This is a genomic window from Acidithiobacillus sp. IBUN Pt1247-S3, assembly GCF_041146875.1.
In the GTDB taxonomy this organism is placed as follows: domain Bacteria; phylum Pseudomonadota; class Gammaproteobacteria; order Acidithiobacillales; family Acidithiobacillaceae; genus Igneacidithiobacillus.
This window is the reverse complement of record NZ_JBFRXP010000006.1, coordinates 141,428-155,164: the sequence shown is the minus strand read 5'-3', so window position 1 is coordinate 155,164 and position 13,737 is coordinate 141,428. Positions and strand designations below refer to the sequence as shown.

Genomic DNA, 13,737 nt, shown 5'->3' with positions numbered 1-13,737 from the left:
AAAACCAGCCGCGTCTCAGCAACTGACTCTGTTGTAGTGGAGCGTTTTAAAATCGCTATTCGCAATATCAATGAGTTATAAAATTAACTGTCGAACTCGGGGGAGCAGGTGCTGCGTGACCTCACCGGATAAGACGCGGATCGCTTCCCTCCCGATTTTCTGTTTCAACTGGACGAAGCGGAAGACGCCGCTTTGCGGTCGCAAATTGCGACCGCAAACACCGGGCGCGGCGGGCGCCGGTACCTGCCCTGGGCCTTTACTGAGCATGGGGCCATCATGGCCGCCACGGTCTTGAACTCCAGCAAGGCCGTCGAGATGAGCGTCTTCGTGGTGCGCGCCTTCATCCAGTTACGCGAGATGCTCTCGACCCACAAGGAACTGGCGGAGAAACTGGATGCTCTGGAACGCACGGTTTCCACCCACGACCAAGTCATCGCCGGACTGATCAACGCAATCCGGGAACTGATGCGCACACCGGAGACCAAGAGTCGGCCCATCGGCTTTACCGCAAACATAGATGGTGAGCGGCCATGATCGTTCTTTGGACATGACCAGCGGCGAAGACTGGCCCAATATTCTCCGCCTGCCGGACTACCAGATCGGTGCATTTCGGGAAACCGAACACGATTATCATATCCAGATCGAAACCCATATGTCGAAGATGGCCCATTCGGGGTGTCATACACAACTTATTACGAATACCCTGAATTTCTTCAGGCACCAATCGGTTAGGTGAGGGGTGTCATGACCGTTCTGCTGAGGACGGCGGGATTTATTTTCTGCGCTTCGTCCATGACAGGGCCGCGGTTGGATATCGCGCGTTCGTGATCAACCGAGCGGCTTTACCGGGCGCGACCAAGGCGCGTTGGCGAAGCGGCGCGCCAGAAAATCGATCATGAGATCCACGCGCAAGGGGCGCGCGCGCTGCGGGGGCGTCAGGATGTGCAGCGCAATGGGCGGCGCCACCCACTCCGGCATGACCTGTTCCAGCCTGCCGTCGCGGAGCTGCTCCCAGACCAGAAACTCCGGTTGCAGGGCCAGTCCCAGCCCGGCCAGCAGCACGGGGGTGAGCGCCTCGGCGTTGTTGACCGTCAGCGACGCCGGAATGCCGATACCGAATTCCCCGTGCCGTTGGTGTTGGAAGTGCCAGGCATCGCCCTGCGGCGCGTTGGCGTAGCGCAAGGCCCGGTGGCGGCTGAGCTCGCGGGGATGCTCAGGACGCCCGAAGCGCTCGAGGTAGGCGGGTGAACCCACTAGAAGTACACGGATCGCACACAGGCGTCTGGCCAACAGGGTCGAATCGGCCAGATTGGAGATGCGCAGCGCGACGTCGATCCGGTGTTCGATCAGGTCGACGATTTCGTCGTGGAAGTCGATCTCCAACGCGATGTCCGGGTAGCTCGCCATGAACTCCGGCAGTAGCGGCGCGAGGTGGCCGATGCCGAACGACATCGGTGCCGCCATCCGGATCAGTCCGCGGGGGTTGGTGCTCTGCGCCGTAACCTCGCACTCGACGGCCTCGCCTTCGGCGACGATGCGCGCGGCCCGTTCCACCGCGACGCGGCCACTCTCGGTCAGCGACATCTTGCGCGAGGTGCGATGGAACAAGGTGGTTTTCAAGCGTGCCTCGAGCCGGGTGATGGACTTCGACACGGTCGCCTGCGACAAGCCCAGTTCCTGCGCCGCTTTCGCGAACGAGCCTAGCTCCACGACCTTGGCGAAGATCGCCCAGGCTTCCAGGTCCGGCAGCTTGATCATGACCATAATCGAAAGGTTCTCATTCCATTTCGTCCGTTTATTTATGGATCAGCGAAGCGTACCTTAGAGCCCATGGTGATGCCACCCCAACTCGCTAAGGACGACTGACATGATTGAACGCAGACCCTTCGACCGCCTCGGCGCAGCCGACCACGGCTGGCTGAACGCGAAGCACCACTTCTCGTTTGCCGAATACTACGACCCCCAGCGGATGGGCTGGGGCGCGATGCGCGTGTGGAATGACGACACCATCGCGCCGCAGACGGGGTTCCCGCCGCACAGCCACCGCGACATGGAAATCATCACCTACGTCCGGCGTGGCGCCATTACCCACGAGGATAACCTCGGCAATCGTGGCCGCACGCTGGCCGGCGATGTGCAGGTGATGTCGGCCGGCACCGGCATTCGCCACAGCGAATACAACCTCGAACCCGACACCACGCAGATCTTCCAGATCTGGATCATGCCGGACCATCAAGGTGAGCCACCGACCTGGGGTGCCAAGCCGTTTCCGCGCGCCGACCGTACCGGTCGCTTCGTCGCGCTGGCCAGCGGCATGGAGGGCGACGCCGAGGCGCTGCCCATCCGCGCGAATGCCCGCGTGCTCGGGGTCTCGCTGAAAGCGGGCGAAAGCGCCGAATACGACTTCGGCAGCGAGCGCCTGGGCTACCTCGTGCCGGCGAGCGGACGCGTCGAGGTCAATGGCCTGACGCTCGAAGCGCGCGACGGCGCGGCCATCAGCGGTGAAAGCAGGGTGCGCGTGACGGCGTTGGAAGACGCAGAGCTCGTGCTGGTCGATTCCGCCCCTTGATCGCGGCGGCAGTGACACTTCGAATCCACGTGTCGGCGATGACGCGCGCATGCCCAACCCCAACTTGCCCAAGGAGACCAGCATGACCAGTGAAGCCATCCGCGACCCCATCGAAGACGGGCTGCTCACGCCCCAGAATGCGTGCCTCGTCATCATCGACTACCAGCCGATCCAGATCAGCAGTATCGGCTCGATGGACCACCAGCAACTGACGGACAACATGGTCCGCGTGGCCCGCATCGGCAAGACCTATGGCTTGCCGATCGTGCTCTCCACGGTCAACGTCGCCAGCGGCAAGAACAAGCCCACCATCGAGCCCTTGCAACATGAGCTGGGGAACATTCCGTCCTACGACCGCACCACGATCAACGCCTGGGAGGACACTGAGTTCAAGGCTGCGGTCAAGGCCACCGGCCGCAAGAAGCTCATCATGACCGCGCTGTGGACTGAGGCCTGCCTGACTTTCCCCAGCCTCGACGCCTTGCGCGAAGGGTACGAGGTGTACCCGGTGGCCGATGCCGTGGGGGGAACCTCGGTGGAGGCCCATCAGATCGCGCTGCGCCGCATCGAACAGGCGGGCGGGCAACTCATCAGCGTGGCGCAGCTCATCTGCGAGCTGCAGCGGGACTGGATCCGCAAGGAAACGGAAAAGCCGTTCGTCGACATCCTGTTCGGCTCGGGCATGGTCAAGCACACCTGAGCGGTGCGTGCGGCTTTTGTCCCGGCAGCAACGATCCGGCGCCGCGTTGAAAGATTCACCGACATTCACTGAAAGGAGATACATCCATGGACACCTCAAAGGCGTGGCGATTCGATCGTTATGGCGACCCATCGGTCATGCAGCTCGTCGAACGCCCACGACCGCAGCCGGGTCCGGGCGAGGTGTTGATCAAGGTTTTGGCTGCCGGCGTTAATCCCAGCGACGTCAAAAACGTATCGGGCCATTTCCAGTCGACTCTGCCGCGGGTCCCAGGGCGCGATTTTGCGGGCGTGATCGTGGGCGGTGCGCGCGAAGGCGAGGAAGTCTGGGGCAGCGGCCCCGGCTTCGGCGTCACCCGTGATGGCGTCCATCAGGAATACATCACGATGCCGGAAGCCTGGCTGGCGCGACGGCCACCGGGCCTGCCCGCCGAGGTGGCGGCGGCCGCCGGCGTGCCGTGGCTCGCCGCATGGAGCGCGCTCATCACCCAGGGCAAACTGCAGGCCGGCCAGACGGTGCTGGTCACGGGCATCTCGGGTTCAGTCGGCAGTGCTGCGACGCAGATCGCGCACCAGTTGAACGCGCGCGTCATCGGCGTCGGCCGTTCCAGCGCCAACCCCTCTGGAGCCGATGTCGTCATCGACACAACGACGCAGGATCTGGTGACCGAGGTGCGGGCGCTCACGGAAAGGCGCGGGGTGGATCTGGTGCTGGATGCGGTGGGTGGCCCCATGTTTGAGCCCTGCCTGCGCACGCTTTGCCACGGCGGGCGTCAGATCGCGATCGCCAGCAATCCGCAAGTCGTCAGTTTCAATCTGGTGGACTTTTACCACAACTCCGCACAGCTGGCGGGCGTTGACACGATGGCGTTGTCGGGACCGGAGGTGGCGTCGATCCTCAGCCAGCTCAGCGAAGGGTTCGCCACCGGCCGTTACCACACACCGACGATCCAGACCTGGGCCTTCGAGCAGACGATTGACGCGTACAGCGCCGTGCTCGCCGCCGGACAGCCCATCAAGCATGTCCTCAAGATGTTTCCGTAGTGAACCCTCCAGGTGCCATCCCACGAAGGGGCGGCCTGCACCATCTGAGCGGAACGGATGGGATGGCGAACGAACCGCGGAGTCCGACATGATGCCGATCACCGTCCATGACGCCGCCGTCAGCCTGATCGGGATCGTTCTCGGGCTGGCCGTGGGCGCCGGCTGCCGCTACTTCGGCATTCCGTCGCCGGCGCCACCGCACCTGCTCGGCGCATTCATCCTGCTTGCGATGACCATCGGCTATGTCGTCGGCGGCCACGTGTTCGGATCGGGGCACCTTTGACATGTTCGCGAAAACCGTCAAGCCCGTTGCGGGAATCGTGGTCGCCTTCCTCTTCGGATTCACCTGCCGCGCATTCGGCATCCCCTCGCCGGCGCCACCCGTGATCATGGGCGCCATCCTGGTCATGGCGATGACCGTCGGCACCATCGTGATGGACCGGGTGATGACGAAGTCGGCGCTGCGCGCGAACGATGGTGGCGATCCGAGCGAGGTGGCCGAAGACGCACCAGCGGGCGACGCTCACCCGCGTGGTGTCGGCGTACACGGTGCACAAACCCATGACGCGCGTCGAGATCGTGATTGAGACGGCTGAGTGGGTGTGAAGACGGGCAGGGCAATGAAATGACCTATTGTGGAGTAATGCACCCATGAGCTACACAGCAACCCTGAACACGCTGGCCCAGACACTGCGCCAATTGCACAAGGCGCTCGTCGAGGCGGAGGCGCGCAACTACGGGCCGGCTGAAGGCCCCTATCAACTGTTGCAGTTGCTCGCCTACGACCCCCATTTCGCATGGCTGCATTGCCTCTCGGAGGTGATGGTCGACATTGATGAGCTGGGTGACGCCCAGGAACCTGTGACCGACGCGCAAGCGCGTGCCACGCGGGAGGTGATTGAGCTGTTGGTTGGACCTCGCGCGCCGGCACGGCCCGCGTTCCGGGAGCGCTACATCGTGCTGATGCAGCAGTCGCCTGAGGTGGTCATGGCCCATGCGGAGCTGCGCAACGTGCTCGCCACGCTTCCGCGTTCCGCCCCGACGGACCACCCAGAGTAGTTGGCACAGGCAACTTCAACAGGGCAATTAGTCGGAGCGGCAATGCGGCATGGACACAGGACGACTCGAGGCCAGGAATTGGACCGGGAGGGGATATTCAGCTATTGCATCAGCCTTGATCCCCAGGCCGATGACTACGTCAGCCACATTTTTGGCCGTCAATATACCGTGATCGACCAGATCGTCCGGCTCCCGGAAAAACTCCCGGCGCTGTTTATGGCGCTGACGCGATAACGTAACCGCCAACTGAACGGCGTCCTTGCGATCTATCTGATCCACCTGTAGATGCCCAACTGAAGAACAGAGGGCCACATGGCGGATGACGCTTGTGGAATACAGCCCTGGGAGGATCAGTGCGCGCGAAAAATCGGAACACCAGCGGTTGCGGATGCCGTTGCCTGATCGGTCACGATGTTGAGTCTACTGAGCAGGACAATAAAGCGCTGCGGGTCTGCTTCAGTCACAAGAGCTTTGGTCTCGACCTTGGCGACTACCGGTGGTGCCGAGTTGCTTGTGGTCTTGGGCGGTCATGATTTTTCTTGGGAGTTTGGTTGCAGGCTTTTCTGGAGTTTGGCATCAAAAGTATAGATTTCTTCCTGGTCCACGGTATGACTCGCCCAGAGAAGGGTGTCCACAAAATCCAGTTTGCTGCTGCTGTAGAGTCGCAACGCGCTCAGGAAGCGTTCGGGCCTGTCCATGTGTACCAAGCCTTCCAGCAGGAGATTGGATAGCTGGGCCTTGATTTCCCCCCTGTCGATCCCGTAGACCTTCTGGAGCACGTAGACCACCTCACAGGCCACCTCTATGAGCAGGGTTACGCTATGCTGTTCCAGGATTTCGGAGGCCCTGGCAGACAGTTCCGGATGGTCGTCCAGCAGGTAGCGCAGGACTACGTTGGCATCGACAAGACTCATTGGGGATCACGGACCTCCGCCGCCCAGGCGCCAGACTCCAGGGGGATCAGATTGGGATTAGCATGGGCTTTCAGGGCACCCCGCAGGCTTTTTTGGGCCGGCTTGGCGGTTTTTTGTACGGGTGAGGGAGTGGCCAACACGATGACCTCAACCTGCTGTCCCCAGAAGGCGCGGGGTAGTTGCAGGTGAATCTCTCCATTGGCGACGTTTTGAATGGTGCGGATGGCTTCCATGGGGTGTTCCTCGTTTCTTCGGGCTGAACGGCTTGACAACAAGCTCGCCCCGTCATTGTATCAGGTGTGAGGAATGGCCGCTGCATCGAACTGGGCGGGAAGGGGCATCGTAACCGGTAACTGAAAGGTGACCTTGCGGTCTATCTGGATGTCGTACAGAGATCGGAGCGCCAATTGTCATGGGAAACCGCCATTCTGATCCACCTGGGGATGCCCAAGTGAAGAACAGGGGGCCACATGGCGGATGACGTTTGTGGAATATAGCCCTGGGAGGATCAGTGCGCGCGAAAGATCGGAACACCAGCGGTTGCAGATGCCTTCGCCAGATGAGCGTCTAGAGTTGCCAGCGGCAGGCCTGCACGCAGAGCCAGTTCCAAGTAAGCGGCATCGTAGGCCGACAGCTTATAACGTCTGGCGAGGTGCAACGTGTCGCCCAATGCGTGTGTTGCCGTCGCCTGATCGGTCACGATGTTGAGTCTACTGAGCAGGACAATAAAGCGCTGCGAGTCTGCTTCAGCCACAAGACCTTTGGTCTCGACCTTGGCGACGACATTGGCTGCTTCCAGTGCAAACAGTGACGGCACAAAGGCTTGCACTTCCTTTAGCGTCTTTAGGGCCGCACCAGCATAATCTGCGCCTGCTGGATTGGTTTCCGGTACTAACCAAAGCAGTGCCACAGAGGCATCCAACACAAAACTCATGCCCGGCCCTCATTGATGAGGGCCTTGAGATCGACACAGCCAACCGGCTTGCGCGCCCGAGCCTGCATGAAGGACAGCATATCTTCAACGGCCGTAATGGCGTCCCGGTGCTTGTTGCCTTCCACCGGCACAAGGTCAGCCACCGCTTCACCCCGCAGCGTGATGGTATAGCGATTACCGGCTTGGGTACCACGCAACAACTCCGGCAACTTTGTCTTGGCTTCGTATGATCCAATTTCGATGTTCACGATCCGCTCCGTTGGATAGGCGTAGACCAGTATATAAGCCAGTCTGGCAAAAACAAGTTGCGGTCAATTACCGAGTCCGCGCGTGCGACAGTATTCCGCCAACTCCGTGGCATTCAGGCCCGGCGTCTCGACGACGGCCGCAAAACGATCTTGTCCCGACCAGGACACCGCATCCCCATCGGGGATCCACCGACCTTGCATCCGCGCCTCTTTCCGCCAAGCATACAGGGTCACTGCCGAAACCCCTTCGGCCGCAGCCAGCGCGTTCACCGTCAGGTTCATCGGTGGCAGCAGCTTCTTCAAAATCGCTTCTTTCCGCTCTCGACCGTACCGCATCCTCATCTCCCTAGCCCCCCTCAGACTCACTCTCTACACCAACAGAGGGTGACCAATAGCCTGACACAGGGGGATCACCACATCACCACGCTTGTTTTCCTCGAAAATGATAATATCATAGGCGATATGACACTGCCCCGCGTCGTTCTGGATACGAATGTCCTGGTGGCTGCTTCCCGCAGCAGCAGGGGCGCTTCGTTCGCCTTGCTGCAAGCGTTGAGGGACGAACGCTTCATTGCACTGCTTTCGGTGCCCCTGATGCTCGAGTACGAAGCTGTTCTCCTGCGTTCAGAACAGTTGGCGGCGAGCGGTCGCAGTCCTGCCATGACGCAAGCCTTTCTGGATGCGCTATGCCTGCGTGGAGAAGCGGTGCATCTGCATTACCTGTGGCGTCCACAGCTCCGGGATCCGGCAGACGAAATGGTGCTAGAAACGGCACTGAATGGCCGCGCCGATGCGCTGGTTACGCTGAATGTCAGAGATTTTGTTGCCGCCGGACGTTTTCGGTTGAAGTTGACGACACCCGGAGCGTTTTATCACCAATTACGAGAGGAGTACCGCTGATGTCAAACTATGCCCTGCGTGTGCCTGAATCTCTACTCGCCTATGTGCGTCAGGTGGCTGAGGAGGAACAGGTATCCATGAACCAGTTTTTTGTGACGGCCATCGCCGAAAAAGTCTCCGCTCTCAAAACGGAAGCCTATTTCCGGGATCGCCAGGCGCGCGGTGATTTTGCTGCCTTTGATGATTGGCTGGCGACCAGCCCGGATGTGCCGCCTTCAAAAGGTGACGATCTGGACTGAGATCCATCCTTTTTCCCTTACCCCCGCCATCACCATCGCTGCCGTGCGCTGTCTTCCCTGATCACCTGATCAGGTTCCGCCCATTGCAACCGCGCAGCGGTGCTCACCGAAGGCCAGTTGCGCACCTTTGAAGACGTGGGCGAGGCGATCGCCCTGTACGAGTCACTGTAACCGGATAGTAAGCGGTTGCTGAACGACGTTATTCTGATGCTGGATTTTCGACCATGCTCTCATCTTTTAGAGACAAGGATGCTGGGATCATGGATAACCAAAGGGAAACTGCCGTTTCAGAACGGGCCTTGAGATCGACACAGCCAACCGGCTTGCGCGCCCGAGCCTGCATGAAGGACAGCATATCTTCAACGGCCGCAATGGCGTCCCGGTGCTTGTTGCCTTCCGCCGGCACAAGGTCAGCCACCGCTTCACCCCGCAGCGTGATGGTATAGCGATTACCGGCTTGGGTACCACTTTCTTTTAATGATCCGCATATCGCCAATGTCGGATGGTGGCTCGCTTGTTTTTCCGATGGTTCTTTTAGGGTTTTCCGTGGCATTCATGTTTGTTCCTTATAACTTGATCATTTTTTCAGGCGTCAACAAAGAAAGTCACCAAACAACATCAGCAGTGAGTAACTTTATTCGAGTTTATCTGTCTAGTGTGGCGGTTGAGCTATTGCATGTTTTCTGGCAACAGATTCGTGCGGTTATTTACGAGAGCTCTACCAGCATAGACTACTATGGGGTTTTTCCCCCTCTCTATGCTCAGGTATCAAATGCGAACAGTACCGCGATGTCGTGGTCTGTTAATGCTTGCGCGGCGCTCTCGCGGGCCGGGTGCGTTGCCGTTTTCCTTCTCGTTATAGCGTTCGCTTATCGTAGTTACAGGGTGAGCAGAGAAAAGTGACCGATACATAGGCCAATGTCGCATCCGCTTCATCGAGCAAGATCACCCTCGCCCGTCAGATAGGCGGAATTAATGGCAGCCCGTACCATCTGCGCGATTTCCTCCGGTTGCGCAGAACGCCCCATGGGCGCTGCGTCTTGCCATTGCTGGCGGAGATGTACTGAGTTGGGTCGTCCGGACTTCCCTAATCGGCGTTGCGCGATCAAGTGATTTTCGCGCTGAATGCGGAAAAGTTTCAACAGTTCGTGTTGCCACATCGTGTTGCCCCATGGTCCCATGCGCAGCATCATGACAAATAACAGGGTACCAATGGAGGGCATCATGTCATCAATCCATGAATCGACCGGTAAGGTAGCGCGCCACCGCGAGCGGATGCGTGCTGCTGGGCTGCGCCCTGTCCAATTTTGGGTGCCGGACAGCCGCTCGCCTGAGTTTACGGTGATCCCCGAAGGTGGAGGCCTCAGGCCGCGCAATCCACCACGCGCAATGCCAAATGCTGTGCAAACGGATCAAAATCGCGATCGCTGTGCAGTAACGGCAAACCGTTGTGTAGGCAACGGGTCGCGATGAGCACATCCACCGTACCGCGCACCGTTACACCGATATTGCGTAGCTTGCGGTAGTTTTTTGCCGCGCTCACCGCTATATCAAAGCCGCCAATTTCCACTTGGGTTAACTGCCAGAGCATGGTCTGTACTTCGTAGAAGCTGCGATCGTCCTGGAGCCCTCGCAGCACCTCGGCAAGAATCAGATCGCCGATGGCCAACTCCTCCACATCAAGGTTGCGATCCAGCCAGTCAGACTGTGCCGTGGAGTGGCCGCGAAAAAAGTCGATCCAGACGCTGGAATCAACCAGAATCACCGGTCACGTCTCATGGCGTCCAAATCGCCTACCCATTCATACTGGCCACGCATCTTGCGCAATTCCGTTTGCTGCTTCAGGCGCAGCAGGGTTCTGAGCCCCTCTTCTACCACCTCACGCTTGGTTTTCAAGCCGGTGGCCTTTAGGGTGGCGTTCATCAGGTTGTCGTCAATCACGATATTGGTGCGCATGGGTGTATTGTCCTCAAGATTATACACATACTACCCTTGCGGAAGTTTCGCGGCAATCTCGGTGTCTGTCTTTGACCGTGCTTGATGGCTCACGCGCTCACCTCCTCCACAATTACGGTTGCGTTCCGCCACCCGCAAGCAACTGGGGCTTAAGCCTGGGGATGCCCTCTTGATCCATCTGGAGGGCGGTCGGATCGTCCTCGATCCTGCGATCGTTCTCCCCGTAGAAAGCTATACGGAAGAGCGCATTGCCGAATTTGCGGAACCGCTGCCCCTTACCCAGACAAAAATCTCCGCCAGGCATACGTTAAGCAACGGTTTGCGCGTCCAGCAAAAAGTCCATAAAGCGCTGGGCGACTGCAGATAGCTGCTTGTTTTTGCGATATACCGCATGCCATTTGCGCATGATGGGGAAGCCCTCCACATCGAGGATGGCGATGTCGCCGGCGGCTGCCTCCGTGGCGACGGTATTGCGGGACAGTACGGTGATGCCCAAACCCCCGGCCACCAACTGTTTGACTGCCTCATTGCTGCTCATGGTCATGCGTACGCGCAGGGCCATCCCGCGCTCGGCAAAAAAGTTTTCCGCTGTGAGCCGAGTGCCCGAGCCTTCTTCACGGAGGATGAAGGGTTCGTCCCGCAAGCGACTGGGGGTAATGTGCGGCGTTCCAGCCAAGGGGTGATTGGCAGGGGCGACCACCACGATGGGGTTATCTAAAAAGGGTTGCGCAACGCCATCAATATCATTGGGTACCTGACCCATGATGTAGATGTCATCCAGGTTCTGTTTGAGTCGCTCCAACACCGTGTCCCGATTGACAATTTCCAGGTGGACCTCGATGCCGGGATAGCTGCGGCAGAAATTGCCCACCAGGCGGGGCGCGAAATATTGGGCGGTGGAAATGATGGAGAGCCGAAGTAGTCCCCGGTCCAAATTGTGCTGGGCGTCCAATTCTTGCACCAGTTCGTCCAACCGCCGTTGAACGTCGTGGCCCGCTCGCTCAACGGCTTCGCCAGTGAGGGTCAAATATAATTTTTTACCGATTTGCTCATAGAGTGGTGTCCCGAGTTTTTCTGATAGCTGTTTGATTTGTAATGATAATGCTGCTGGTGTCTGGTGCAATTCCGCCGCCGCTCGCGTCATGTTAAGATGCCGGCCCAGCACCGTGAAGATACGAAGTTGGTGTAGCGTGATGTGGCGGATGGACAACTTTTGCTTCTCCAAAAGGTAACGTTAATTATCTTTTACTTTACCCTACGGTAGCTGCACTGTACATTCGGCCGTGGACGCAGTTCTGCAGCTTGGGTTGGATTGACATTTTAGGAGGGATCTATGGCTGGTAAATATGAAGCCGGCGTCAAGGAGTACCGCCACACATATTGGGCTCCGGACTACGTGCCGTTGGACTCGGATTTGTTGGCGTGTTTCAAGATCGTGCCCCAGGCTGGGGTGGATCGGGAAGAGGCGGCTGCTGCCGTAGCGGCAGAGTCTTCCACCGGTACCTGGACCACGGTGTGGACCGATCTGTTGACCGATATGGACTATTACAAGGGCCGCGCGTATCGGATTGAAGACGTGCCAGGCGACGACACGGCGTTCTATGCCTTTATCGCTTACCCCATCGATCTCTTCGAAGAAGGCTCGGTCGTCAACGTGTTTACCTCGTTGGTCGGCAACGTGTTCGGCTTCAAGGCTGTGCGCGCCCTGCGTCTGGAAGACGTGCGTTTCCCCTTGGCCTACGTGATGACCTGTAACGGTCCCTCCCACGGTATCCAGGTGGAGCGCGACAAACTCGACAAGTACGGTCGCCCCATGCTGGGTTGCACCATCAAGCCCAAGCTCGGTTTGTCGGCCAAGAACTACGGCCGCGCCGTGTACGAAGCCCTGCGTGGCGGCTTGGACTTCACCAAGGACGACGAAAACGTCAACTCCCAGCCCTTCATGCGCTGGCGTGACCGCTTCCTCTTCGTGGCCGACGCCATCCACAACGCCGAGGCCCAGACGGGTGAGCGCAAGGGTCACTACCTGAACGTTACCGCGCCGTCTCCCGAAGAGATGTACGAGCGTGCCGAGTTCGCTAAGGAACTGGGTATGCCCATCATCATGCACGACTTCCTTACCGGCGGCTTCTGTGCCAACACCGGTTTGAGCCGTTGGTGCCGCAAGAATGGGATTTTGCTGCACATTCACCGCGCCATGCACGCTGTGATCGACCGTAACCCCCACCACGGCATCCATTTCCGGGTGTTGACCAAGGCCTTGCGCCTCTCCGGTGGCGATCACCTGCACACCGGTACCGTGGTCGGCAAGCTGGAAGGCGACCGTGCCTCCACCTTGGGCTGGATCGACTTGCTGCGCGAATCCTATGTTCCCGAAGACCGCAGCCGCGGCATCTTCTTCGACCAGGATTGGGGCGCGATGCCCGGCGCCTTTGCCGTGGCCTCGGGTGGTATCCACGTTTGGCACATGCCGGCGCTGGTCAACATCTTCGGCGACGATTCGGTTCTGCAGTTCGGTGGCGGCACCTTGGGTCACCCCTGGGGCAATGCGGCCGGCGCGGCAGCCAACCGGGTGGCGTTGGAAGCCTGTGTCGAGGCCCGCAACCGAGGTGTCGAGCTGGAGCGCGAGGGTAAGGAAATCCTGACCAACGCCGCCCGTCACTCGCCCGAGCTGAAGATCGCTCTGGAGACCTGGAAGGAAATCAAGTTCGAGTTCGATACCGTCGACAAGCTCGACGTGCAGAATCGTTGATTTTCCGGCTAACGCATTTACTTCAGGAAGGAGTCCATCATGGCTGAAGTTCAAGATTACAAGCAGGTGCGGCGCTACGAGACCTTCTCGTATCTGCCGCCCATGTCGGCGGAGCAGATTCGCGCCCAGGTTTCCTACATCATCGCTCAGGGTTGGAACCCGGCAGTGGAGCATGTGGAGCCCGAGCGTTCTTTCAACCACTACTGGTACATGTGGAAGCTCCCCATGTTCGGTGAGCGTAACGTCGATACCGTCCTTGCCGAGCTCGAGGCCTGCCGCCGCGAGTATCCCAAGCATCTGGTTCGCTTGATCGGCTACGATAACTATACCCAGAGTCAGGGTTTGGCGTTCGTAGTGTATCGCGGTTCTTAAACCGAATAGATCGTTTTGGTGCCCGGCAACGCCGGGTGCCAAATTAAGGGG

The 13,737-nt window shown here is 59.2% G+C and carries 25 protein-coding genes and 1 pseudogene; 14 read left to right on the top strand and 12 right to left on the bottom strand.

Annotation, left to right across the window (positions count from 1 at the left end; translation table 11 throughout):
• Positions 1-150 precede the first annotated feature (150 nt).
• Both AB4090_RS06355 and AB4090_RS06350 read left to right on the top strand, forming a co-directional pair.
• A pseudogene (locus AB4090_RS06355) lies at positions 151-534 on the top strand (ORF6N domain-containing protein); the annotation flags it as partial.
• A gap of 13 nt (positions 535-547) precedes the next feature.
• Positions 548-736 carry a hypothetical protein gene (locus AB4090_RS06350; RefSeq protein WP_369573022.1) on the top strand — a complete coding sequence of 63 codons (189 nt, stop codon included), beginning with the start codon at positions 548-550 and terminating at the stop codon, positions 734-736.
• A 92-nt stretch (positions 737-828) separates the two neighbouring features.
• On the opposite strand, the gene AB4090_RS06345 is transcribed toward AB4090_RS06350, so the two are convergent.
• Entirely contained in the window at positions 829-1,758 is a 930-nt protein-coding gene (locus AB4090_RS06345; RefSeq protein WP_369573021.1) for a LysR substrate-binding domain-containing protein, read from the bottom strand.
• A 109-nt stretch (positions 1,759-1,867) separates the two neighbouring features.
• On the opposite strand from AB4090_RS06345, the gene AB4090_RS06340 reads away from it, so the two are divergent.
• The 7 genes from AB4090_RS06340 (at position 1,868) to AB4090_RS06310 (ending at position 5,605) form a co-directional block, all read left to right on the top strand.
• Positions 1,868-2,569, top strand: a complete 702-nt coding sequence (locus AB4090_RS06340) for a pirin family protein (RefSeq protein WP_369573020.1) — start codon at positions 1,868-1,870, stop codon at positions 2,567-2,569.
• Between the two features lie 82 nt (positions 2,570-2,651).
• A complete protein-coding gene (locus AB4090_RS06335; protein ID WP_369573019.1) occupies positions 2,652-3,269 on the top strand; it encodes a hydrolase in 618 nt (205 codons plus the stop codon).
• An 86-nt stretch (positions 3,270-3,355) separates the two neighbouring features.
• A complete protein-coding gene (locus AB4090_RS06330; protein ID WP_369573018.1) occupies positions 3,356-4,312 on the top strand; it encodes a zinc-binding alcohol dehydrogenase family protein in 957 nt (318 codons plus the stop codon).
• Between the two features lie 88 nt (positions 4,313-4,400).
• Complete coding sequence (locus AB4090_RS06325; RefSeq protein WP_369573017.1) at positions 4,401-4,595, top strand: DUF1427 family protein; 195 nt, start codon at positions 4,401-4,403, stop codon at positions 4,593-4,595.
• A 1-nt stretch (position 4,596) separates the two neighbouring features.
• Positions 4,597-4,899 carry a DUF1427 family protein gene (locus AB4090_RS06320; RefSeq protein ID WP_369573016.1) on the top strand — a complete coding sequence of 101 codons (303 nt, stop codon included), beginning with the start codon at positions 4,597-4,599 and terminating at the stop codon, positions 4,897-4,899.
• A 64-nt stretch (positions 4,900-4,963) separates the two neighbouring features.
• Entirely contained in the window at positions 4,964-5,371 is a 408-nt protein-coding gene (locus AB4090_RS06315; RefSeq protein ID WP_369573015.1) for a hypothetical protein, read from the top strand.
• A gap of 42 nt (positions 5,372-5,413) precedes the next feature.
• Positions 5,414-5,605 carry a hypothetical protein gene (locus AB4090_RS06310; RefSeq protein ID WP_369573014.1) on the top strand — a complete coding sequence of 64 codons (192 nt, stop codon included), beginning with the start codon at positions 5,414-5,416 and terminating at the stop codon, positions 5,603-5,605.
• 293 nt (positions 5,606-5,898) lie between these two features.
• Here the strand turns inward: AB4090_RS06310 and AB4090_RS06305 are convergent, their stop codons facing one another.
• The 5 genes from AB4090_RS06305 to AB4090_RS06285 all read right to left on the bottom strand — a co-directional run bounded on the left by AB4090_RS06305 (position 5,899) and on the right by AB4090_RS06285 (position 7,803).
• On the bottom strand, positions 5,899-6,285 hold the full coding sequence (locus tag AB4090_RS06305; protein ID WP_369573013.1) for a PIN domain-containing protein: 387 nt from the start codon (positions 6,283-6,285) through the stop codon (positions 5,899-5,901).
• Positions 6,282-6,518, bottom strand: coding sequence for a hypothetical protein (locus AB4090_RS06300; protein WP_369573012.1), 237 nt, complete (start codon positions 6,516-6,518; stop codon positions 6,282-6,284). The genes AB4090_RS06305 and AB4090_RS06300 overlap by 4 nt, the downstream gene beginning before the upstream one ends.
• Before the next feature lie 275 nt (positions 6,519-6,793).
• Entirely contained in the window at positions 6,794-7,219 is a 426-nt protein-coding gene (locus AB4090_RS06295; RefSeq protein WP_369573011.1) for a type II toxin-antitoxin system VapC family toxin, read from the bottom strand.
• Entirely contained in the window at positions 7,216-7,467 is a 252-nt protein-coding gene (locus AB4090_RS06290) for a type II toxin-antitoxin system Phd/YefM family antitoxin (protein ID WP_369573010.1), read from the bottom strand. Before AB4090_RS06290 ends, AB4090_RS06295 begins: the two co-directional genes overlap by 4 nt.
• A gap of 63 nt (positions 7,468-7,530) precedes the next feature.
• Entirely contained in the window at positions 7,531-7,803 is a 273-nt protein-coding gene (locus AB4090_RS06285; protein WP_369573009.1) for a hypothetical protein, read from the bottom strand.
• Between the two features lie 48 nt (positions 7,804-7,851).
• Between AB4090_RS06285 and AB4090_RS06280 the strand changes: the two genes are divergently transcribed.
• Complete coding sequence (locus tag AB4090_RS06280) at positions 7,852-8,367, top strand: putative toxin-antitoxin system toxin component, PIN family (RefSeq protein ID WP_369573008.1); 516 nt, start codon at positions 7,852-7,854, stop codon at positions 8,365-8,367.
• Positions 8,367-8,606, top strand: a complete 240-nt coding sequence (locus AB4090_RS06275) for a hypothetical protein (RefSeq protein WP_369573007.1) — start codon at positions 8,367-8,369, stop codon at positions 8,604-8,606. The genes AB4090_RS06280 and AB4090_RS06275 overlap by 1 nt, the downstream gene beginning before the upstream one ends.
• A 199-nt stretch (positions 8,607-8,805) precedes the next feature.
• Here the strand turns inward: AB4090_RS06275 and AB4090_RS06270 are convergent, their stop codons facing one another.
• On the bottom strand, positions 8,806-9,159 hold the full coding sequence (locus tag AB4090_RS06270; protein WP_369573006.1) for a hypothetical protein: 354 nt from the start codon (positions 9,157-9,159) through the stop codon (positions 8,806-8,808).
• A 379-nt stretch (positions 9,160-9,538) separates the two neighbouring features.
• Entirely contained in the window at positions 9,539-9,832 is a 294-nt protein-coding gene (locus tag AB4090_RS06265; protein WP_369573028.1) for a hypothetical protein, read from the bottom strand.
• Between AB4090_RS06265 and AB4090_RS06260 the strand changes: the two genes are divergently transcribed.
• Positions 9,732-10,079, top strand: a complete 348-nt coding sequence (locus tag AB4090_RS06260; protein ID WP_369573005.1) for an antitoxin MazE family protein — start codon at positions 9,732-9,734, stop codon at positions 10,077-10,079. The two genes, AB4090_RS06265 and AB4090_RS06260, sit on opposite strands and share 101 nt — an antisense overlap.
• Here the strand turns inward: AB4090_RS06260 and AB4090_RS06255 are convergent.
• From AB4090_RS06255 to AB4090_RS06240, 4 genes are all read right to left on the bottom strand, one after another.
• Positions 9,970-10,371 carry a PIN domain nuclease gene (locus AB4090_RS06255; RefSeq protein ID WP_369573004.1) on the bottom strand — a complete coding sequence of 134 codons (402 nt, stop codon included), beginning with the start codon at positions 10,369-10,371 and terminating at the stop codon, positions 9,970-9,972. The genes AB4090_RS06260 and AB4090_RS06255 overlap by 110 nt on opposite strands.
• Positions 10,368-10,562 (bottom strand): type II toxin-antitoxin system VapB family antitoxin, encoded by a 195-nt coding sequence (locus AB4090_RS06250; protein WP_369573003.1) that lies wholly within the window; start codon positions 10,560-10,562, stop codon positions 10,368-10,370. Before AB4090_RS06250 ends, AB4090_RS06255 begins: the two co-directional genes overlap by 4 nt.
• Positions 10,563-10,674: 112 nt before the next feature.
• Positions 10,675-10,866, bottom strand: a complete 192-nt coding sequence (locus AB4090_RS06245) for a hypothetical protein (RefSeq protein WP_369573002.1) — start codon at positions 10,864-10,866, stop codon at positions 10,675-10,677.
• Between the two features lie 3 nt (positions 10,867-10,869).
• Positions 10,870-11,772, bottom strand: a complete 903-nt coding sequence (locus AB4090_RS06240; protein WP_369573001.1) for a LysR substrate-binding domain-containing protein — start codon at positions 11,770-11,772, stop codon at positions 10,870-10,872.
• A 123-nt stretch (positions 11,773-11,895) separates the two neighbouring features.
• On the opposite strand from AB4090_RS06240, the gene AB4090_RS06235 reads away from it, so the two are divergent.
• Together AB4090_RS06235 and AB4090_RS06230 are read left to right on the top strand one after the other, a co-directional pair.
• Complete coding sequence (locus AB4090_RS06235; protein WP_369573000.1) at positions 11,896-13,314, top strand: form I ribulose bisphosphate carboxylase large subunit; 1,419 nt, start codon at positions 11,896-11,898, stop codon at positions 13,312-13,314.
• A gap of 39 nt (positions 13,315-13,353) precedes the next feature.
• Positions 13,354-13,686, top strand: a complete 333-nt coding sequence (locus tag AB4090_RS06230) for a ribulose bisphosphate carboxylase small subunit (protein ID WP_369572999.1) — start codon at positions 13,354-13,356, stop codon at positions 13,684-13,686.
• Positions 13,687-13,737: the final 51 nt, after the last annotated feature.